Source organism: Microbacterium keratanolyticum, assembly GCF_016907255.1.
Classification (GTDB): Bacteria; Actinomycetota; Actinomycetes; order Actinomycetales; family Microbacteriaceae; genus Microbacterium; species Microbacterium keratanolyticum.
Genome location: NZ_JAFBBQ010000001.1, coordinates 1,369,846 through 1,390,333, shown reverse-complemented (window position 1 = coordinate 1,390,333; position 20,488 = coordinate 1,369,846). Strand labels below are relative to the sequence as shown.

The window sequence follows — 20,488 nt, the reverse complement described above, 5'->3', positions numbered from 1 at the left end:
ACGATGCGGCGCGACAACCCGATGGAGGAGACATGAAAGGCATTCGACTGAGCGCCCTGGCTGGTATCGGTGCGCTCTTCGCGCTCACCGCCTGCGCGGGCGCCCCCGCACCCGAGGGATCCGCTGGCACGCAGGAAGACGTGGTGCTGCGATACGGGATGTGGAACGTCAACCAGGAACCCACATTCCGTGCGATCGCGGACGCCTTCGAGAAGGCGAATCCGGGTGTGACGATCGAGATCGAGCTGACGCCCATCAGTGAGTACTGGACGAAGCTGCAGACATCGATCCAGGGGGAATCCGCCCCCGATGTGTTCTGGATGAACCACCTCAACCTGCCGCTCTACGCGAGCAACGGCGTGCTCGCCCCGCTCGACGATGTCATCGCGCAGGAGGGAATAGACCTCGGTGAGTACCCCGAGGCGATCATGGAGAAGTACGCGTGGGAGGGGGCCCAGTACGGCCTGCCTCAGGACCTCGACACGATCGGTCTCTGGTACAGCAAGCCGCTGTTTGATGCGGCCGGTCTCGCCTACCCGACGGCCGAGTGGACCTGGGCGGACGTGGAGGTCGCCGCGGCCGCACTCACCGATCCCGCTCAGGGCGTCTTCGGGATCGCGTCCAGCGTCGATTCCCAGTCGAACTACTACAACACGGTCTACCAGGCGGGAGTCGAGGTTCTCTCGGGAGACGGTCTCCGCAGCAACTGGGACACTCCCGAGGCCGAGGAGGGCATCGCCTTCTGGCGTCAGTTCATCGAGGCCGGACAGTCGCCCACCGTCGCTCAGCTGGCGGAGACTCCGGCGCACCAGCTCTTCCCGAGCGGCAAGCTCGCGATGTACTACAGCGGCACCTGGAACGTCGGTCCCTACACCGATGACCCGGCGCTCGCGTCGACGGTCGACGTCGCTCCGCTCCCGGCGGGCGCCCGCGAAGGAGTCAGCGTGAACTCCCTCGTCTCCGCGGTCAACGCGAAGTCGGCGCACGGCGACGTCGCTGCACGCTTCGCGGCGTTCACCGCTTCGGAGGAGGCGGCGAAGATCCGCATCGAGCGCCAGGACAAGGCTCCCGCCTTCGGTGAGATGTGGCGCGAATGGGCAGACAACTCCCCGTTCGCCCTGACGGAGCTCTATGACGAGTCGCTCGCCGCGGCGTTCGCCCTTCCCGCCACGCTCAACACGGCGGAATGGACGAGCATCGAGGTCGACGCGATGACGCGCATCTTCGGCGGAGAAGTTCCTCTGCCCGAGGGCCTCTCACAGCTCACTGTCGACGTCGACGCCGTCCTGGCGACCGGACGATAGACGCATCCACGGTGGGGTCGGAGCGGATGACGGTCCGACCCCACCGTCCAACAAACGGAGAAGGCATGTCTCGCCTGCGCAGACCCCGTCGCTACCGCCCCGGGCACGTCCTCTGGGGCTATCTGATGATCGCCCCGCTCGGCCTCGGCCTGAGCGTGTTCTACCTCTGGCCCGTCGTGCAGAGCATCGCCTTCAGCTTCACCGAGTGGGGTGCGTTCGGCGGCCAGGAATGGGTCGGATGGGACAACTACGCGCGCCTCGTCGGCGACGCGGAGTTCTACACCACACTGCGCAACAGCGTCTTCTACACCGCGGGCGTCCTGCTCTCTGTTCCGCTGAGCATCGTCATCGCGGCGATGCTCAACAGGCCGGGCCTGCGCGGACGATCGGTGTACCAGGTGCTCTACTTCGTGCCGATGGTGACGATGCCCGTCGCGATCGCCATCATGTGGCGGTGGATCTACAACGGCGACTTCGGGGTCCTGAACGCCGTGCTCGGCGCCGTCGGGCTCAGCGGCACCAACTGGATCAGCAACGGAGACACCGTCATGGCGGCGATGATCGTCGTCGGCATCTGGTCCGTCATCGGCTACAACGTCGTCATCCTGTCCGCCGGTCTGAAGAGCATCCCCGGTGAGGTCTACGAGGCCGCAGCGCTGGACGGGGCGGGAGGCATGCGGCAGTTCTTCGCCATCACCGTCCCCCTCGTGAGCCCCACGACGTTCTTCCTGACCGTGATCACGGTGATGCGGTCGATCCAGGTCTTCGACCTCGTGTTCATCATGATCGGTCGCATGAACCCCGCCTTGCCGCAGGCCAAGACGATCGTCTACCTGTTCTTCGAGCGCACGTTCCAGCTCAACGACAAGGGGTACGGCGCGGCGATCGCCGTCGTGCTCCTCATCCTCATCATGCTGCTGACGCTCGTTCAGTTCGCTCTGCAGAAGAAGGTCGTCCACTATGCGTGACCGTCCCGTGCTCCCGCAGCGGCGCCTCAAGAGCGCCGCGGTGTCGACCACCAGTCATCTCGTGCTCGCATCGGGCGCGCTGCTGATGGTCTTCCCCTTCATCTGGCAGGCCCTCACGAGCGTGAAGACCTACGGCGAATCGATCCTCGTACCGCCCACGATCCTCCCCGAGACCTGGGACCTGGCGAACTATGCCGAGGTCTTCGAGGTGCTGCCCTTCGGGCAGATGTTCGTCAACACCGTGCTCATGACCGTGGGGCGAACCGTGGCGCAGCTGGTGTTCTGCGCGCTCGCCGCGTATGCCTTCGCGCGATTGCGGTTCCCGGGGCGTGACGTGATCTTCGTCGTCTTCCTGTCGGTGCTCATGGTGCCGGGCGAGCTCTTCCTGCTGCCCCAGTTCCAGATCATGTCGAGCCTCGGCTGGCTCAACACACTGCAGGCGCTCATCATCCCCGGGATGTTCAACGCCTTCGGAACCTTCCTGCTCCGGCAGTACTTCCTGACGCTTCCCGTCGAACTCGACGAGGCGGCTGAGCTCGACGGATGCAACCCATGGCGCTCGTTCTGGCACGTCACGCTTCCCCTCGCGGGGCCGGCACTCGTCACCCTCGCCGTGCTGGCCGTGCTGTACTCCTGGAACGACCTCATGTGGCCGCTCATCGTGAACACCCGTCAAGACGCGATGACACTCACCGTCGGACTCGCCACATTGCAGGGCGATCAGATCACCGACTACCCCGTGATCATGGCCGGCAGTGTTCTGGCGACCATTCCCATCCTCATCGTGTTCATCGTCTTGCAGCGCCGTGTCATCGAAGGCATCGCCTTCAGCGGCCTCAAGGGCTGAACAGTCCACCGTACGCACGACCATCACGCAAGGAGAGACAATGAAGTTTCCACGATGGACCACACTCGGAGCAGCCGTCTTGGCCTCGGCGCTCGCCGTCGGCACTGCCGTTCCCGCGGCGGCGGCACCGGGCGGGCCACGCCCCATGACGCTCACCTGGGAAGACCGCCTCGACGAGATCGCCACGGGCATCATCACCGAGGTCGATGCCTTCCAGGACGCGATGTTCGAGCGCACCCCGGTCGTCACCTCGCGGCGTCTCATGAGCGTCGTCGCCCATGAGCTCGCCGAGCACTCGGATCCCACGGCCGCGTGGGAGGCGTTGCAGCTGGTCTTCGACCATCAGACCATGGAGCCGTCGCACCCGGACTACGGGGCGATGCCGCAGGACATCTGGGGCAACTGCTGGTACGGCGTCGAGTGCTATCAGTTCAGCGTCGCACCCAGCACGCCGACCGTGGCCGGCGCCTCGTCGCTCATCAGCCGTACTGTCGACCTGGACGCAGGCCCGCATGTGCTGTCGTTCGACGTCAAGGACTCCGTGACGGCTGTTCAGGCGAACTATCACCTCTTCCAAGCGCTCGTCGACGGTCAGGTCGTCTGGGAGCGTGACGTGTCGGGTGGTACGACCGACTGGGAGCATGTGAGTGTCGACGTTTCGAGCGCCCTCAGCGGCTCGACCAGTACGACCGTCTCGTTTCGGCTGCTCGAGAAGCGCGGCGTGACGAACTTTCCCGTCAAGGTCTCGGTCGACTCGATGACGCTGACCGGCTCGCCGATCGCCGACGACGCTCCCGGCGCATGGACCCCGTCGCAGACGGGAGCCGGTGTGGGAGTCGCCGTGGTGGCGAACGGCACGCCCGAGATCAACGCGACCTCCTTCTCGCTGCTGCTGGGCGCGGGCATCCTCAATGCTCCGCAGTACTTCACCCAGTTCACCGCGGCGCAGCAGCAGACCATCCGTGAGCGATTCGTGCTGGCATCCCGCTCGACGGCGGATGCCTCGCACGCCCAGCTCGGGTACACCAATGCGCGGCTCCTGCGCGACGTGCAGATGATCCTCGTCGGTCAGGGCGCCGGGGACACCGCGCTCTATCAGGATGGCGTCGACCGGTGGCGCGACTGGCTCGACTACACACGCGAATGGGGCATCCGCGAGTACGGGTCGACGGTCTACTACGGCATCGACCTCGGAGCGCTGATGATGGGCTACGGGTACGTGCAGGACCCGGTCGTGCGAGAGGAGTTCCGCAAGGCGCTCGACTTCTTCTGGTACGACATCGCCGCGAACTACCTGCCCGGGCGGGAGACGATGGCGGGCTCGTCCGCGCGCGAGTACGACTGGACCCACTCGAACGGTCCGGCCTACTTCCTCAGGGTCGAGGACTGGCGCACGCGTCCGCTCGACTCCTATTCCGTCTTCAACTACCAGGTGCTCGTCTCGTATCGCGGCCTCGTCTATCACCCGAGCCCTGCGCACCGCACCATGGCGCTCGCCTCTCCGAAGATCGTCGAAGCCAAGACCGATCCCAACCGGTTCCTCGACCGCTACACGTACATCGAGAACGGCCGTGCGATGGGAAGCACCAGCGAGTCGTTCACGAACGTGATTCCGGGCATGGGCGCGCCGACGCCCTACGACAAGGCGATCAGCATCAGTGCGGTCGGCAGCGATCCGACGGTGGGCACCGTGAGCTTCGTCCCGTCTGCGGGAACGGATCCCTACGGCAAGACGTACAGCGGGTCTGCCCCGCTGCACGCGCCGCTCTACCCCGTAACCGTGCAGAAGGGCGGTGAACTGCTCACCCAGCTCGACCTGCGCCCCGCGGGCGTGCGCACGGCATCGTTCGAGACCAACATCCTGATCCCGAGTGTCGCCGAGGCTGTCCTCGTCGACGGGAACGTCGTGGACACCTCCGTCGTCGGGGAGACGCCGGCGACTCTCACCTCCACGGTCACCATGTGGGAGGGAGACAGCTGTGTCGCCGTGCGTGTGCTCCGCGCGGACGGAATCGACGGGCACACGGTGCAGGCGGCATTCGTCGTGGACCAGCCGGGCCTCGACGTCGGGATGGCACGACTGGCGCTGACGCAGTTCGAGTCTGCGACGCGCACCGCACTTGTCGCGGACCGCGCCGCGGTCACGCTCTACGCGCGGACCGGCCCCTGCGCGTCGTTCGCCGAGGCGCAGACGTTCGCCTCCCAGACGGCCCTGGCCAAGATCTCGCAGCAGCAGTCGGCCACCGTGCACTCGTCAGCCGTGACGACGCCGGGCGGTGATCTGCTGCAGGTGGGAACGGACATCGTGGCCCGCGAGCAGCTGTTCCGCAAGGTCAACGGCGTCGCCGTCCTCGCGCCGTCGATCCTCACCGTCAACGGTTTCGACTACTCGACGGTGCTGGACTGACGGCTCGCGATCGCTTCATCGAAAGGAGACAGGTGGACGTCCTACTCATAGGCGCCGGAGCGTACGCCCGCGCCCACGCCCAGGCCATCAAGGACTCTCCCGGGCTGCGGCTGGCCGCTGTCGTCGACCGTGACGCGCAGCGCGCGACGGAACTGGCGGCGGAGCTCGGAGTCGCCGCGTACGACGACGTCGAGGAGGCGTGCGCACAGGTGCGTCCGGAGATCGCGACGGTCGTCGTTCCCACCGCTGCGCACGTGGAGGTCGCGCTGCGCGCGCTGCGCAGCGATGTGCATGTGCTGCTCGAGAAGCCGCTCGCCAGGTCCGCCGAGGAGTGCGAGGTGATGGAGAGCGAGGCGCTGAGCCGTGGCCTGCTCGTCGACGTCGTCAGCCAGCGACGGTTCCAGGCCGGCGGGGCTGCGGTCAAGGATGCGCTGAGTGCCGGTCTTCTCGGACGCATCGGCACCGCGCACCTCGACACCTCCGTCTGGCGAGATGATTCCTACTTCACGGACGCCGAATGGCGTGGTCGAGCGGCGGCGGGTGGCGGCAATCTTCTCAACCATGGCTGGCACGCCCTGGATCTGCTGGTCTGGTTCCTCGGCGCGCCGGATGACGCACGCGGGTACCGGAGAACCTCGCGTGTTCCCGGGGTGGACGTCGAGGAGAGTCTCGCTGCCGCGCTTCGGTTCCCGGGCGGCTGCCTGGGCGTTCTCGAAGCGAGTCTCGTGGCACGCGGGGGACCCCGTATGCGCCTGACCCTGACCGGAGACCGTGGCACGGCGTGGGTGGAGGATGCGAGTGCGGGCATCACCTACGTCGACGACGACGGAGTGCTGCACGAGCAACGGTGGCGATCCGTCGACGCCGATGAGGCACTTCGGGAGCAGTACCTGGCGTTCGCACGTGCGATCACCGCGGGGGATCCGCTGCGTGTCGGGCTCGCGGGGGCACTGCACACGATGCGGACCGCAGAACTCGTGCTGGCTGCGGTCACCGAAGGGTGATGGCCGCCCCCTTTCCCTGCTGCGCGATCAGAAAGTCACGCGGCAGGGAGGGGGACCACGCGCGGCTCGGGAAGCGTGACTCCGCCGTAGAGCGAATCCGCGCACTGCCCGAAGGCGAAGACGACAGCGCCGTATGCGGCGGCATCCGCTCCGAGGGCGGCGCTGACGATCGGAAGTTCGAAGGGAAGACCCGTGTGGCGCGAGACGGCGCGTGCGAGGGGCTCACGGAATGCCTCGCGGGCGAGTGACATGCCGCCGCCGATGACGACGATCGCCGGGTCGATCGCCATCGTCAGGAGCGCGAGGCTGCGACCGAGATCGTCGACCAGGTGTTCGATCTCGGCGCGGGCATCCTCATCTCCGGACATGGCGAGCCGGGCGGCGTCTTCGCCGGTCTCTGCGCTGCGCCAGACGATCTCTCCTGTGGTCGGATCACTCTGCCGGACCGCGAGTCGGCCGATGTCGCCTGCCACGTTGTGCGCTCCGCGCCGGGCCTGACCACCGAGAATCGCGCCGGCGGATACGCGTGTGCCGACCGAGACATACAGAACGTCATCGACGAGTCGCGCAGCGCCGAGGTGGTGCTCCGCCAGAGCGGCGAGGCGCACACCGTTGTCGATGGCGAGCGGGCATCCGAATGCTGCGTGGAACTGCGCCGGCAGATCGATGCTCCCCCATCCGGGCACGATCACGGATGTGAGCACCCGGCCCGTCGCATCGACGATGCCGGGCAGGGAGATCCCGATCGCGCGCAGAGATCCCGGTGCGAGTCCTTCGGACGCGAGGGCCTGACGGAGGTGCCCGATGACGACATCGATCTGCTCGGCCCCGGTCGCGGTCGTGTCGAGACCCGGGAAGGAGTGCCGCGACCGCACGACACCGGCGAGATCCGCCAGGAGGAGACGTACGCTGTGCGTGCCGACGTCCAACCCTGCGATCAGGCCTGCATCGGCGCGAAACTCATAGGTGCGGGCGGGGCGGCCGGCGCCCCGAGGGCCCGCCGGAGTCAGGGTCTCCTCGACGATGCCGGCGGCGACGAGCTGAGTCACCGAGCTCTCGACCGACGTACGAGAGAGATCGAGCGCCCGGGCGAGGTCGGTGACCGTCGCGGCGCCGGAGTCACGCAGGTGCACGGCTGTGCGCGCAGAGAGGGGGAGGCGATCGGTGCCGGACATGGGGCCTCACTGATTCGATGAATGGTCGAGTAAACGTAACACAATGGCCAAACGGAAGTCCCGGCTCTGGGCTGAATCTGTGTACAAACAGGCGCAACCATTCTTGAATTATGCAAGTTGTGTGTTTTAATTGGGTAAAGGTCATACGGCGAAGGAGCAGGATGAGCGGCGAGTCGGTTGTGTCGGGCGGGTTTGGCTCGGAGTCGGAGCTGGAGGATGCGCTGACAACACCCAGCACCGCTCTGATCGAAGACATGCGAAAGCGGTCCGGCGATCTGGTCCTTCTCGGCGCTGGCGGGAAGATGGGGCCCACCCTGGCGGTGCTCGCCCGCAGAGCGCTCGATGCCGCGGGTCGCGAGTCTGATCGCGTGTACGCCGTGTCTCGCTTTGGTGATGCGGAGACGAAGGAGCGCCTGTCGAAAGCGGGTGTCATCGTCTTCCCGTTCGACCTCGTGGCCAACGATGACCTCTCCGGGCTGCCCGACGCGAGCGATGTCGTGTTCATGGTGGGCGCGAAGTTCGGCGCTGCTTCCAACGCATCGTGGGCGTGGGAGGTGAATGCCGCGCTGCCCGACCGGATCGCGCGTCGCTACCGGGGTGCGGCGATCGCGGTGCTCTCGACCGGCAACGTCTACCCCTTCGTCTCGCCGGCGACGGGTGGGGCGGACGAGAGCGTACCCCCCTCGCCCATCGGCGAGTACGCGCAGTCATGTCTTGGCCGGGAGCGCGTCTTCGAGTTCGCGGCGCGGGAGTGGGGCACCTCCGTCTCGGTCATCCGCCTCAACTATGCGATCGATCTCCGATACGGCGTGCTGGCTGACATCGGGCAGGCGGTTGCGAGCGGCGAGGCGGTCTCGTTGGAGACGGCGAACGTGAACGTCGTGTGGCAGGGATACGCCAACGAGGTCGTGCTGAGAAGTCTCGTCCACGCAGACCCCGAGCCTTTCATCGTGAACCTCGCCGGGCCCGAGCTGCTGAGCGTCGAGAAGGTGGCGCGAGACTTCGGTGTGCTTCTCGAGCAGGAAGTCGTTCTCGAGGGCACACCCCAGGGCAGCGCGTTGCTGAGCGACTCCCGGCGCTGCATGGAGCTGTTCGGATACCCGACCGTGTCCGCCGCCCAGCTGGTGCGGTGGCAGGCGGAGTGGATCAGGAACGGTCTCCCGATCTCTGCGAAACCGACGAAGTGGGCGGTTCGCGACGGCCGCTTCTAGGGTGTGTCTCCCAATAGGGTCGCCCAGGTGAGGGCGGCGAGGAGCACGGCTCCGGCGCGGTAGGTGATGGCGAGCTTGTCGTAACGGGTCGCGATTCCGCGCCACTGCTTGACGAGCGCGAACGACCGCTCGACCACGTTGCGGTCTTTGTAGGCGTTCGCGTCGAAGCCAGGGGTCGGCCACCCTTGCTGCCCTTGCGTTTGCGGGACGCGATTTGATCGCTCTTCTCCGGAATCACTGCCCGGATGCCGCGGGCGCGGATCATGCGCACTGAGAGGTCGGCTCCCGCGAGGCGGCGCAGATGCGCGCGGCGCTGCTCATCACCGATGCGCGTGGTCTCATGCGTTCCTGGAGTTGCACACATGCCCTGCGAGAGTCCGCGGTAGGAGGGCCGACGGAAGAGTTCCGGGGACGTCGGCCGGGAGGGCGCGCTGGTGAACTCCGAGTGTCCCAGAAGTGTCCGGATAATCCCGAGCGCAGCGATCTCGGAGTGCATCGCGAGTGTGGTGAGTTCTGCGAGGAATGGCTTCGAATAGTCGGAGATGCGTGTGTTTCCGCGGATTCCGGGCGATCTCCGACCAAGCGGGCAGACGGGCGCGACGTCAGCGATAGCGGGGATCACCACCCTGCTAAGGTGGAGTCCCCTTACGGGGGTCAGGGGTTCAAAACCCCTCGTCTCCGCAGAAAGAAGTCAAGGTCAGGCCCGGTTCTCACCGGGCCTGACCTTTTTCATCGGGCGGGAGGACCCGCCCCGTCCCGCACCTCCGATCAGCCCGCGGCGGGGGTCGCGGCGTCGTCGATGACGAACGAGGTCTGCAGCGAGTAGTCCTCGCTGCCGGTGAACTTCAGGGTGACCGTCTGGCCGGCGTACGCGCCGAGCGGGTAGCTCTTGCGTGCGTATCCGGCCTCGTCGAGGTTGGACCACTGCGCGAGTGTGGCCGCCGATCCGCCGGCCGGCGTCGCGGTGAGCGTCAGGGTGTCGTAGACGTTGGCCAGGTTCTCGGCGGAGTCGATGCGCAGCCAGAAGGTGAAGGCCGCGTCGGCGCAGCCGGCGGGGATGCTCACAGTCTGGGAGAGCGTCTCGGTGTTCGCGGTGCCGAAGCCGTTGAGCCAGGCCTTCCAGGAACCGGTGCGCGGCGGCTGCAGCGAGGTGCGGTTGTCGATCACGCCGGCGCTCGCTGTCCAGGGCGCGGCGGTGCCGGTCTCGAAGCCGCCGTTGCCGAGCAGGTCTCCCGCGGTGCAGCTGCCCGTGCCGCCACCGCTGGCCATGGGGGCGAGCTTGTTCGACTGGACGACCACGCTGTTCCACGCGAACTCGTTGTTGTCGCTGAAGGCGTAGTAGCTGGAGCCGTTGGGCATGAGGGCCACGGAGATCCCGCCGAACCCGGACATGAACGGCACGGAGAACGGCGTCGTGAAAGCCGCGTTGTCGGCGCTGGTGAAGTCCCGCGCCCAGAACGCGTTGTTGTAGCGGAACGGGACGGAGCCGGTCGTGGTGACTCCGCGGTCGGCGGGGTCGCGCTGCATCGTCGCGTCGAGCAGGCCCGGATGCAGAACCTGCGCGCCGTTCGCGACGCCGTCGTCGACGGTGAGGAGCTTCGCGACCTTCGCGATGTCATCCTGGGTCCAGAACATGCCGTAGCCGCCGAACGCGGCGCCGCTCGCGGAGTTGCCGGTCCGCAGGGTGGTCAGCGCGTCGGGGCCGACCCCGGCCGGCTTCAGCACCTCGTCGCGGAGCATGGCGAAGATCTCCGCCCCCGAACCGGCGCGATCCTTCAGCGCATCGTCCATCGCGCGCGTGGCGAGGAAGGTGTCGGAGGTGTGATAAGTCCAGATGGATCCGGGGCTCGCCTTGTGCGGGAACGAGAGCGCCGCGGTCATCTTGTCGGCGTATGACTCGGCGAGGAAGAAGGACGACATCGTCGAGCCGGCCTCGTCGACCTCGTAGCCGGCGGAGGAGTAGTTGCCGGTGGCCATGTCGAGCGCGTGGTCGATGGTGACGCCGTTCCAGGCCGTGCCGGATGCCTCCGTGACGTGGTCCTTCACGAGCTCGCCGGCGATCGTGGGGCCGTACTTCTGCGCGAGGCGCATCAGCGCGAGGCCGCCGAACGCGGATTTCGCCGTCGAGTACGAGGGGAGCAGCATCTGACTGCAGTACGGGTAGGCGCCCTGACGGGTGGGGCAGGCGCCGACGTAGTTCACGCCCTCGAAGAGGAAGCCGAAGGTGCTGAGAGCGCTGGGGGTGATGCCTCCTCCGAAGGCGGAGAGGTCGACGCCCGCGCTCGGGTGATCGGTGGCGAGCGCGCTGATCGGCTTCGAGGGGAGCCGGCCGGAGACCTCTGTCGCATAGGCGGCGCGGACGGCCTCGGCGCCGCTGACGCCCCCGGGGGCGTACGTCGCGGTCGTCTGCCCCCAGAGGTCGAACTGGAAGTACTCGCACGTCTCGTTGACGACCTGGTAGCGCACGTTCGAGACGCTCGTCCCGGTGAACAGGAAGGTGAGGACGCCGTTGTGCACGCAGTTCGCGTTCCGCTCGATCATCGCGAACGGAAGGGACGCGCGCGTCTGGCCGCCGTCGCCGCTCTCGGTCCACGCGCGCCCCGCGCCGACCGCGAGATTCCAGTACGGACTCCCCGTGTACTGCAGCCCCCGCGCGACGGGGACGAGGTGGCTCCCGTTCTGCACGAGCTGCACCGAGAACGGCGGCAGGTGCTTCAGAGCAGCGGTCGAGGCGTAGCCGTAGGGATCTTTGAGCGTCGTGAAGCTTCCGGACGCAGCGACGCCGTTCAGGGTGAGTGTGCCCTCGAAGGAGTGCGCGGGCGCCGCCGCGTTGGCGGGCAGGGTGAACGCGTCGTTCGAGACGGGGGCTGCGGGGGCGGCGCCCGAGGCCAGCTGAGCGGAGGTGAGCACCGTGCGGCTCACGGCCCCGGAGCCGGTGAGCGGGTCGCCGGGCACCGGAACGGCGGCGGCCATGGACGGGGGCGCGCTGAGGGCGACCAGGGCGGTCGCGAGCAGGGCGCCGCACAGCACGGAGGACAGGGAACGGCGCATGGAATCTCCTTCGATTCGATCGCACGGCGGGAGGCATGGGGGAGGGGCCCACGCGGTGCCCCCAGTGTGGACGCGCCGGAGCGGATGCGTCCACGACCTGTTCGGCCCCGAAGTGATGCTCTCGGAGCATCGCCGAGGTCTGCGGGGGAGTCTGCTCGGCCTCTCAGGCCGGCGGCACGGGGACGGCGAACTTCGTCGTCTGCGGGTACAGCACGGCGTTGAAGGCGCTCAGATCCTCCAGACAGGCCGCGATCTGCGCGCCGGCGTAGTGCATCTCATCCCACACCCCGAACAGGGTGATGATGAGGTCGCCGCCGGTCGCCGAGATCGGCACCGCGGCCAGGTCGTAGTGCGGGTCGTCGGAGAGCACGCAGATGCCGCGCCCGGCGGCGGCGAGCGCCTGCGCGAGCACGGGGGAGGTCGTCTCCACCGCCGCAGAGAACGAGAGCCCTGCGCGCGCGGCGGCGGAGTCGAGCATGTGCCGCACGCCGTGCGCCGGGCTCATGACGATGAGGCGCTCGCGCACCAGCTCCTCGATCGGAATGCTGGCGCGACTCGCGAACGGGTGGTCGGCCGGCATCTGCGCCCACAGGTAGGCGTGCCCGAGCACCATCGACCGCAGCTCCGCTGGCGGGATGCGGGTGCCGACGGCGAAGTCGGCGTCGCCGCGTTCGATGGCGCCGTACACGTGCTCGGGCATCGCCTCGATCGCGTTGCCGATGACGCCGCCGGCGCCGGCGTGGACGATGAACGGCGAGATCACGTCGGCCACGGTGGTGGGGGCGGCGACGACGGTGAGATCCGAGACGGTGCCGCGGGCGATCGCGCGGGCGGTCGAGGTCACCTGCGTCGCGCGGGTGAGGAGGTCCTCTGCGACGGGACGGAACGCGCGGCCCGCGGCGGTGAGGGAGAGGCCCCGCGCCGAGCGGTCGAAGAGCGTGAAGCCGAGGTCCTGTTCGAGCCGCCGTATCTGCCGGCTCAGCGACGGCTGCGCCACGTGGAGGACGGCGGCGGCACCATGCAGGGTGCCGGTCTCGCACACGGTGAGGAAGTACCGCAGCAGACGAAGATCCATCGATGCCTCCGAGGTATCAGTTTGGCTGAAACCAAGTATTGGTGTGATAAGTCCTGGTGTCCATAGACTGGCCAGACTTCGCCGCCGAAGAATCCCGGGTGGCGACCCCACAGCAGGAGGCAGACATGGCAGTCACCCGAGCGGGAGCCCCCCGCATCCTCTCCATCCTGGCCATCGGCGCGGCTGCCGCGCTGACCGTCAGCGGCTGCACCGCGGGAGGGAAGGACGGCGGTGAGCCGTCGACCTCGGTGCTCAGCGTCGCCGCGTCGGCGGCCGTGACCACCTGGGATCCGGTGCGTTCCTTCTCGACCGAGGCCCTGTACCTGGGCAACGTCTACGAGCCGCTGCTGTGGAAGAACGCCGAGGGCGCGGACGAGGACTTCATGCCCGGCATCGCCGAGTCCTGGGAGACGAGCGAGGACGGACTCACCTGGACCTTCCGCATCCGCGAAGGGGCGACGTTCCACGATGGCGAGCCGGTCGACGCGGAGGCCGTGAAGGCGAGCATCGAGGCCGCGAAGGACCACGCCGGGGCCTCCTTCATCTGGGCGCCGCTGGAGTCGATCGAGGCCGCGGACGATACGACCGTCGTCATGCACCTCGCCTACTCGGCGCCCATGGATCTCGTCGCCGCCTCCACCTACGGCGCCTGGATCGTCTCCCCGAAGGCGCTCGAGGCCTCGGCCGACGACGAGAAGTACTTCGAGGCGGGCATCGACGCGGGATCTGGCCCCTACACGGTCAAGTCCTACACCCCGGGCGAGAAGGTCGTGCTGGAGGCGTACGACGAGTACTGGAACGAGGACGCCGCGCCGACCTACGACATCGTCGACATCGCGATCACCCCGGATGCCGTCACCGCGCAGCAGATGCTCACATCTGGCGAGGTCGACCTCGCGACGAACCTGCCGCTGGAGAACGTCGACACGATCGCCGACGACCTCGGCACGGAGGTGCGCACCGCGAACTCGCCGTTCAACTTCGTGGCCTTCTTCAACACGACCCGCGCGCCCCTGGACGACCCGAAGGTGCGGCAGGCGCTGAGCTACGCCGTCCCCTACGAGGACATCATTGAGGTGGGCGGCGCCGGATACGGCACGCAGTCCCATGGCCCCGTGCCGAAGGGCATCTTCCCGTACTCCGAGGATGTGCCGCAGTACACCCAGGACCTCGACAAGGCGAAGGCGCTCCTCGCCGAGGCGGGCCACGCGGACGGCCTGACGCTCACGCTCACCTTCGCCTCGGAGAACTCGGCCGAGGCCAGGTTCGTGCCGCTGATCAAGGACGCCTTCGCGAAGATCGGCGTGACGCTCGACGTGCGCGCCGAGCTGTTCAACCAGCAGTGGGAGAACGCGAAGGCCGACCCCGCCGGCGCGCAGGACATCTTCGTTGTCTACTACTGGCCGACGTACAGCGACGCCGGCTCCGACAACCTGTACTCGCTGTTCCACTCCAGCGACGCGCCGTTCTTCAACCTCAGCTACTGGGACAACGCCGAGTACGACGCCCTCGTCGACGAGGCGGGAACCCTGACCGGCAGCGACCGCGAGGCCGCGCAGACAAAGTACGAGGAGGCGATGAAGCTGCTCGTGGACCAGGCGCCCGGCATCTTCCTCTACGACGCCCAGGCGGTGAACGTCGTCCCGAAGGGGCTCCATGTGGCCGACTTCAACGAGAACTACCCGTTCACGACGTTCTTCGCCCCCATCGCCCCCGCGAACTGACGCCGCACGCGTCCGGTCGGGCGCCCCGCAGAAGACGGGGCGCCCGACCGGACCCCACCGACCCAGGAGACTCCCATGATCCGCTTCCTCGCCGGCAGGCTCGGAACCGCGGCGCTCGTGCTGTTCGTGCTCACGCTCATCGTGTTCGTGCTCGCGCGCGTCATCCCGGCCGACCCGGCCGTCGTCTACGCCGGCCCGAAGGCGCCGCCGGAGGAGCTCGCCCGCATCCGCGAGAAGCTCGGCTTCGATCAGCCGCTTGTCCTGCAGTACTTCAACTACCTCACCGGTCTCGTCCGGGGCGACTGGGGCGACTCGCTCGCCACCAAGCGCCCCGTGCTCGACGAGCTCGCGACCCGGCTTCCGGCCACGCTCGAGCTCCTCTTCGCCGCGATGCTGTTCGCCATCGTCGTCGGCATCGTGCTCGGGGTCGTGGCCGCGCGACGGCCGGGCAAGGCGCTGGACGGCGCGATCCGGTTCCTCGCCATCGGCGGTGTCTCGATGCCGGCGTTCTGGCTCGGCCTGCTGCTGCAGGTGCTCTTCGTCGGGCAGCTGAAGCTGCTGCCGGCGACCGGCCAGTTCAGCACCGACGTCGAGTACCTTTCGCCGATCACGCCGGTCACCGGGTTCCCGCTCCTCGACAGCTTCCTCACGGGGAACTGGGCCGCCTACAGCGACGGGCTCGCGCACCTCATCCTGCCCGCGCTCACCCTCGCCGCCTATCCGCTCGGACTCGTCGCCCGTATGACCCGCGCCTCGATGCTCGAGGTGCTCAGCCAGGACTACGTCTTCACGGCGAGCGCCTATGGACTGCGCGACGGACTCATCCGGTGGCGGCTCGCGCTGAAGAACGCCCTCCCGCCGACGATGACGATCATCGGACTCGCGGCCGCCTACACCCTGACCGGCACCTTCTTCGTCGAGGTCGTCTTCAACTGGCCCGGCATCGGGCAGTTCGCCGCCGGTGCGATGCTCGCCGTGGACTATCCGGCCATCATGGCGATCACCCTCCTCGGGGCCGCCGGCTACCTCATCGCCAACTTCGTCGTCGACCTGGTCCAGGCGCGACTCGACCCCCGGGTGAGGCTCGCATGACCGCCACCGCACTGCCCCCTCTCCCGCCCATCGACTCCGTCTCACGGGGCCACGGAGCCCTGGGACGCTTCACCCGGGTGATGCGCACGGATCGGCTCGCCGCGCTCGGGCTCGCTCTCATCCTCCTCGTCCTGATCCTCGCTTTCTTCGGCCCCTGGATCGCGCCGTTCCCCGCACAGGGATACGGCGAGACGAGCGTCGGGAACCGAGGGCTGGCCCCCAGCGCCGCGCACTGGTTCGGCACGGATCAGCTCGGACGCGACATCCTGAGCCGCATCATCATCGGCGCGCGCCCCGCGCTCACCATCTCGGTGCTCGTCGTCGCGATCGCCGCGCTCATCGGCATCCCGCTGGGGGCGATCGCCGGATACCGCGGCGGCTGGCTCGACGAGGTGCTCATGCGCGTCACCGAGGTCTTCCAGGCCTTCCCGCCGCTGCTGCTGGCGATGGTGACCGTGGCGATCCTCGGTCCGAGCCTCACCAACGCCGGCCTCGCACTCGCGATCTGCTGGTGGCCCTGGTACGCCCGGCTCGTGCGCGCTGAAGCACGGTCGCTGCGCGATCGGCCCTTCGTCGAGGCGGCCCGGTCGATCGGGGTCCCGGCCTGGCGCATTGTGCCCCGGCACATCCTGCGCAACTGCCTGACCCCCGTGCTCGTCCAGGCCACCGTCGACATCGGCAGCGTCGTGCTCGCCGCGGGCTCTCTCGCCTTCATCGGCCTCGGCGCCCAGCCGCCATCCCCCGACTGGGGTCTCATGGTCGCCGAGGGGCGCGGGCAGATCTTCACCCACTGGTGGATCTCGGCCTTCCCCGGACTCGCGATCTTCGTGACCGTGCTCGGCTTCAACCTGCTCGGCGATGCGCTGCGCGACCTCTTCGACCCCCGGCAGGTGAAGCGATGACCACCGCACACACGACCGAGCTCCTCCGCATCGACGACCTCGAGGTCGCGTTCGAGGAACGCGGAGTCCTCACCAACCGACCGGTCCGCGGCATCACGCTCGCCGTCGCGCCCGGCGAGGTCGTCGGCATCGTCGGCGAGACCGGCTGTGGCAAGAGCCTCACGGGGCTCGCCGTGCTCGGCCTCCTCCCGAAGGGCGCCGTGCCGCGAGGGCGGGTGCTCCTCGACGGAGTCGAGCAGCCTTTTGACGGCAGCGGATCCGCCCGCGGCGAGGCAATCTCGATCGTCTTCCAGAACCCCGGGACCGCGTTCAACCCGGTGTTCACACTGGGCCGGCAGATGCGCGACGTCGTCGACCGACATCGTCGGGTCGACGGTCACAGGCTCGGTCGCGCGGCCGCGAAGGCGCACATCCTGCACTATCTCGCGCAGGTCGGCCTCCCCGACCCCGAGCGGGTCTTCCGCAGCTACCCGCATGAGCTCTCCGGCGGGATGCTGCAGCGCGCGATGATCGCGATGGCGCTCGTGTGCGAGCCGAAGCTGCTGATCCTCGACGAGCCGACCACCGCCCTCGACGTGACCATCGCGAAGCAGATCCTCGAGCTCATCCTCGAGCTCCGGGATGGCTTCGGGTTCGGGGTGCTGCTGATCACGCACAACCTCGGCGTGGTGCGGGAGGTCTGCGATCGCATCGCCGTGCTCTACGCCGGCCGGGTCGTCGAGACGGGACCGACGGATGCCGTGCTGCGCGCCCCCGCCCACCCGTACACGCGCGGCCTGCTCGGCGCCCTTCCCGCCAGGCACCGGCCCGGTCAGGCGCTCGACGCGATCCGCGGCGCGGTGCCGGGCAACCTTCTCGGCCTCACCGGATGCTCGTTCCGCGAACGCTGCCCGATCGCGGTCGACGCCTGCGCGGACATCGATCCGGGGCTCGGACCGGTGTCCCCGTTTCACGAGGCCGCCTGCATCGTGGCCGCCGCGCCAGAGGGGGTCAGCTCGTGACCGCCATGCTGACCGTCGACGACATTGTGAAGGTGTACCGGGCGTACGGCAGCCAGGTCCGAGCGGTCGACGGCGTCTCGTTCCAGGTCGAGGCCGGCACGACCTTCGGCCTCGTCGGCGAGTCCGGATCGGGCAAGAGCACCGTCGCCCGCTGCGCGCTCCGGCTCATCGAACCGACCTCCGGCTCGTCGAGCATCGACGGCGCGCCGATCGGCGCGCTCCGCGGCGGCGCCCTGCGGCGGCTGCGGGCGCGCACCGGCATGGTGTTCCAGAACCCCGTCGCCGCCCTGAACCCCCGCCTCACGATCGCGCAGTCGATCGCGGAGCCGCTGCTGACGCACACGAACCTCCGCGGCCGGGCGCTCGCCTCGCGTTCTCGAGAGCTTCTCGATGAGGTCGGCCTCGCCCAGGCGCACGCCGACCGCCTTCCGCACCAGCTCTCGGGGGGACAGTGCCAGCGCGTCGGCATCGCCAGGGCGCTGGCGACCCGCCCCCGGCTCCTCGTCCTGGACGAGCCGACCAGCGCGCTGGACGTGTCCGTGCAGGCGCAGGTGCTGAACCTGCTGCAGGAGCTGCGCCGGGAGCATGCGCTCAGCTATCTGCTCATCTCCCACGACCTCGACGTGGTGCGGTACATGAGCGACACCGCCGGCGTCATGCGTCGGGGGAGCCTCGTCGAGATCGGCCCGGCGGCCGAGGTGCTCGTCCGGCCGCAGCACGAGTACACGCAGCAGCTGCTGGCCGCGATGCCCGAGACGCCCGGAGCCCTGCCCCTCCGTCTCTCCGGTGTCGACGAACCCGAACAAGGCGCGGCCGCTGAGACCCGCGAGAAGAGGATCCTGTCGTGAACCCACTGCTCCACCAGATCGCCGCAGACACCCACCCGCCGCGGGTGCCCGGGGCGTCGGGGAAGCCGACGCTCGACACGTGGCAGGATGCCCCGCACAACCGCTGGGCTTTCGCGCACGTCGCGGAGTTCGTGCCGACGGCCCCGATCCCGCACCGCGCGGCAGAGGAGAGCATGAGAGCAGTCGTCGGATTGGACGCGCTGAAGAGCCTCCCCGGTGTGCGCTCTCGCCTCGAGGAGAGCTTCACCGACGCCCTCGTCGTCGTGCGCGATGGGGAGATCGTCGCCGAGCACTATCGGGACGGCCTTCATCCGGACGGCGTCCACCTGCTGATGAGCGTCTCGAAGTCGATCTGCGGCCTCACCGTCGGCGCCCTCGTCGACGAAGGGCTGATCGATCCTGCCCAGCGCGTCGATCGCTACGTGCCCGCGCTGGCGGGGAGCGCCTACGGCGACGCGACCGTGCAGCAGGTGCTCGACATGACCGTGGACGTCGACTACGACGAGGACTACCGCAACCCCGCGTCCGAGGTGCAGGCGCAGGATCGGGTGGCCGGCTGGCGGCCCCGGCTCGACGGCGACCCCGCCGACACCTACGCGTTCCTCGCCTCCCTCCGCGGAGGCGGACGGCACGGAGAACGATTCAAGTACTGCTCCGCCGGCACCGATGTGCTGGCGTGGGTGGCGGAGAGCGTCACCGGCCTGCGCTACCCCCACGTCGTGTCGGAGCGCCTCTGGTCGCGGTTGGGCTGCGAGCACGATGCGCAGATCACCGTCGACGCCGGCGGATTCGGCTTCGCGAACGGCGGCATCTCCTGCACGGCGCGCGACCTGAGCCGCGTCGGACGGCTCATGCTCGACGGCGGTCTCGTCGACGGTCGTCGAGTCGTCTCCGCCGACTGGGTGCGGCGCACGGTCGAGGATGGGAATCCGGATGCCGCGACGGGCAGTGTTTTCCACCGGGTGCACCCCGGGGGCGCCTACTCGAATCAGTGGTGGATCACCGGCAGCGAGCGGGGCGACTACTACGCCGTGGGCATCCACGGGCAGTATGTCTGGGTCGACCCGGGGACCCGAACCGTCGTCGTCAAGTTCTCATCCTGCCCTGAGCCGGTCACCGAGGAGTGGAACCGCCTGCACGCGCGGCTCTTCCGCGACATCTGCGACGCGACGATCGACTAGGGTGTGTCTCCCAATAGGGTCGCCCAGGTGAGGGCGGCGTAGAGCACGGCTCCGGCGCGGTACGTGATGGCAAGCTTGTTGTAACGGGTCGGTCACCCTTGCTGCCCTTGCGTTTGCGGGACGCGATCTGATCGCTCTTCTCCGGAATCACTGCCCGGATGCCGCGGGCGCGGAGCATGCGCCGGTTCACGTCGGAGAGGACAGCATCAGGGCGGGTTCGTGGACGCCCGCCGCCGATCCGAGGGACGCGGATGTCGTCGAGGACCTGCTCCAGCATCGCGCCGTCGTTGCGTTGTCCGCCGGTCACAACGATCGCCAGCGGCAGACCGCGCCCGTCGACGGCATGGTGTTCGTCGCGTGCTGATGGGCACGCGCGATCGTCGCATCCACCGACACGTCCCAATCGATAAGGCCCACGGCGTCCGCGTGCGCGAGGAGTGCGTGCAGCACCCGCTCCCAGGTGCCGTCGCTGGCGTATCGGCGGTGACGCTTCCAAATCGTCTGCCACGGCCCGAACTCCGACCGCGGCACATCCCGCCACGGCGTCGACGTCCGAAACCGGTAGATGATGCCGTCCACGACCCGGCGATCATCCTCGAACGGGCGACCCCGCCGATCCGCGTTCGACGGCAGCAGCGGGCCGATCAGCGCCCACTGCGCATCAGTCATCTACGAGAACGAGAAGAAGACGACACATC

General features: G+C 68.4%; 16 protein-coding genes, 1 tRNA gene and 2 pseudogenes. 13 read left to right on the top strand and 6 right to left on the bottom strand.

Features of this window, described 5'->3' with window-relative positions; genetic code table 11:
• Positions 1–32 precede the first annotated feature (32 nt).
• The 5 genes from JOD62_RS06590 (at position 33) to JOD62_RS06570 (ending at position 6,530) form a co-directional block, all read left to right on the top strand.
• The gene (locus JOD62_RS06590) at positions 33–1,304 is read left to right on the top strand and encodes an ABC transporter substrate-binding protein (RefSeq protein WP_204938509.1); all 1,272 of its coding nucleotides are present in this window, start codon (positions 33–35) and stop codon (positions 1,302–1,304) included.
• Between the two features lie 65 nt (positions 1,305–1,369).
• The gene (locus JOD62_RS06585) at positions 1,370–2,272 is read left to right on the top strand and encodes a carbohydrate ABC transporter permease (protein ID WP_204938508.1); all 903 of its coding nucleotides are present in this window, start codon (positions 1,370–1,372) and stop codon (positions 2,270–2,272) included.
• Positions 2,265–3,119 carry a carbohydrate ABC transporter permease gene (locus JOD62_RS06580; protein ID WP_204938507.1) on the top strand — a complete coding sequence of 285 codons (855 nt, stop codon included), beginning with the start codon at positions 2,265–2,267 and terminating at the stop codon, positions 3,117–3,119. The genes JOD62_RS06585 and JOD62_RS06580 overlap by 8 nt, the downstream gene beginning before the upstream one ends.
• Before the next feature lie 40 nt (positions 3,120–3,159).
• Positions 3,160–5,526, top strand: coding sequence for a hypothetical protein (locus tag JOD62_RS06575; protein WP_204938506.1), 2,367 nt, complete (start codon positions 3,160–3,162; stop codon positions 5,524–5,526).
• Between the two features lie 32 nt (positions 5,527–5,558).
• On the top strand, positions 5,559–6,530 hold the full coding sequence (locus tag JOD62_RS06570) for a Gfo/Idh/MocA family protein (protein ID WP_204938505.1): 972 nt from the start codon (positions 5,559–5,561) through the stop codon (positions 6,528–6,530).
• A 35-nt stretch (positions 6,531–6,565) separates the two neighbouring features.
• On the opposite strand, the gene JOD62_RS06565 is transcribed toward JOD62_RS06570, so the two are convergent.
• On the bottom strand, positions 6,566–7,705 hold the full coding sequence (locus JOD62_RS06565; protein WP_204938504.1) for an ROK family transcriptional regulator: 1,140 nt from the start codon (positions 7,703–7,705) through the stop codon (positions 6,566–6,568).
• Positions 7,706–7,866: 161 nt separating this feature from the next.
• On the opposite strand from JOD62_RS06565, the gene JOD62_RS06560 reads away from it, so the two are divergent.
• Positions 7,867–8,916: an NAD-dependent epimerase/dehydratase family protein gene (locus JOD62_RS06560; protein ID WP_204938503.1), complete on the top strand. Its 1,050-nt coding sequence runs from the start codon at positions 7,867–7,869 to the stop codon at positions 8,914–8,916.
• Here JOD62_RS06560 and JOD62_RS06555 read toward each other — a convergent pair.
• Positions 8,913–9,178: pseudogene (locus JOD62_RS06555) on the bottom strand (IS5/IS1182 family transposase); the annotation flags it as partial. The gene JOD62_RS06560 and the pseudogene JOD62_RS06555 overlap by 4 nt on opposite strands.
• Positions 9,179–9,501: 323 nt before the next feature.
• Here JOD62_RS06555 and JOD62_RS06550 point away from each other — a divergent pair.
• A tRNA-OTHER gene (locus tag JOD62_RS06550) sits at positions 9,502–9,597 on the top strand.
• Between the two features lie 87 nt (positions 9,598–9,684).
• Here the strand turns inward: JOD62_RS06550 and JOD62_RS06545 are convergent.
• Positions 9,685–11,967: a hypothetical protein gene (locus tag JOD62_RS06545; protein ID WP_204938502.1), complete on the bottom strand. Its 2,283-nt coding sequence runs from the start codon at positions 11,965–11,967 to the stop codon at positions 9,685–9,687.
• A gap of 163 nt (positions 11,968–12,130) precedes the next feature.
• The gene (locus tag JOD62_RS06540; protein WP_204938501.1) at positions 12,131–13,042 is read right to left on the bottom strand and encodes a LysR family transcriptional regulator; all 912 of its coding nucleotides are present in this window, start codon (positions 13,040–13,042) and stop codon (positions 12,131–12,133) included.
• Between the two features lie 125 nt (positions 13,043–13,167).
• Here JOD62_RS06540 and JOD62_RS06535 point away from each other — a divergent pair, with 125 nt between their 5' ends.
• The 6 genes from JOD62_RS06535 (at position 13,168) to JOD62_RS06510 (ending at position 19,790) form a co-directional block, all read left to right on the top strand.
• Positions 13,168–14,766, top strand: a complete 1,599-nt coding sequence (locus JOD62_RS06535; RefSeq protein ID WP_204938500.1) for an ABC transporter substrate-binding protein — start codon at positions 13,168–13,170, stop codon at positions 14,764–14,766.
• A gap of 75 nt (positions 14,767–14,841) precedes the next feature.
• Complete coding sequence (locus tag JOD62_RS06530) at positions 14,842–15,858, top strand: ABC transporter permease (protein ID WP_204938499.1); 1,017 nt, start codon at positions 14,842–14,844, stop codon at positions 15,856–15,858.
• Positions 15,855–16,760 carry an ABC transporter permease gene (locus tag JOD62_RS06525; RefSeq protein ID WP_204938498.1) on the top strand — a complete coding sequence of 302 codons (906 nt, stop codon included), beginning with the start codon at positions 15,855–15,857 and terminating at the stop codon, positions 16,758–16,760. Before JOD62_RS06530 ends, JOD62_RS06525 begins: the two co-directional genes overlap by 4 nt.
• Positions 16,757–17,761: an ABC transporter ATP-binding protein gene (locus JOD62_RS06520; protein WP_204938497.1), complete on the top strand. Its 1,005-nt coding sequence runs from the start codon at positions 16,757–16,759 to the stop codon at positions 17,759–17,761. The genes JOD62_RS06525 and JOD62_RS06520 overlap by 4 nt, the downstream gene beginning before the upstream one ends.
• A 5-nt stretch (positions 17,762–17,766) precedes the next feature.
• Positions 17,767–18,609: an ATP-binding cassette domain-containing protein gene (locus JOD62_RS06515; RefSeq protein ID WP_239527071.1), complete on the top strand. Its 843-nt coding sequence runs from the start codon at positions 17,767–17,769 to the stop codon at positions 18,607–18,609.
• Complete coding sequence (locus JOD62_RS06510) at positions 18,606–19,790, top strand: serine hydrolase domain-containing protein (protein ID WP_271171468.1); 1,185 nt, start codon at positions 18,606–18,608, stop codon at positions 19,788–19,790. The genes JOD62_RS06515 and JOD62_RS06510 overlap by 4 nt, the downstream gene beginning before the upstream one ends.
• 82 nt (positions 19,791–19,872) lie before the next feature.
• Here JOD62_RS06510 and JOD62_RS15160 read toward each other — a convergent pair.
• Positions 19,873–20,055: pseudogene (locus tag JOD62_RS15160) on the bottom strand (IS5/IS1182 family transposase); the annotation flags it as partial.
• A gap of 38 nt (positions 20,056–20,093) precedes the next feature.
• Complete coding sequence (locus tag JOD62_RS15155; protein ID WP_425561506.1) at positions 20,094–20,459, bottom strand: IS5 family transposase; 366 nt, start codon at positions 20,457–20,459, stop codon at positions 20,094–20,096.
• Between the last annotated feature and the right edge of the window lie 29 nt (positions 20,460–20,488).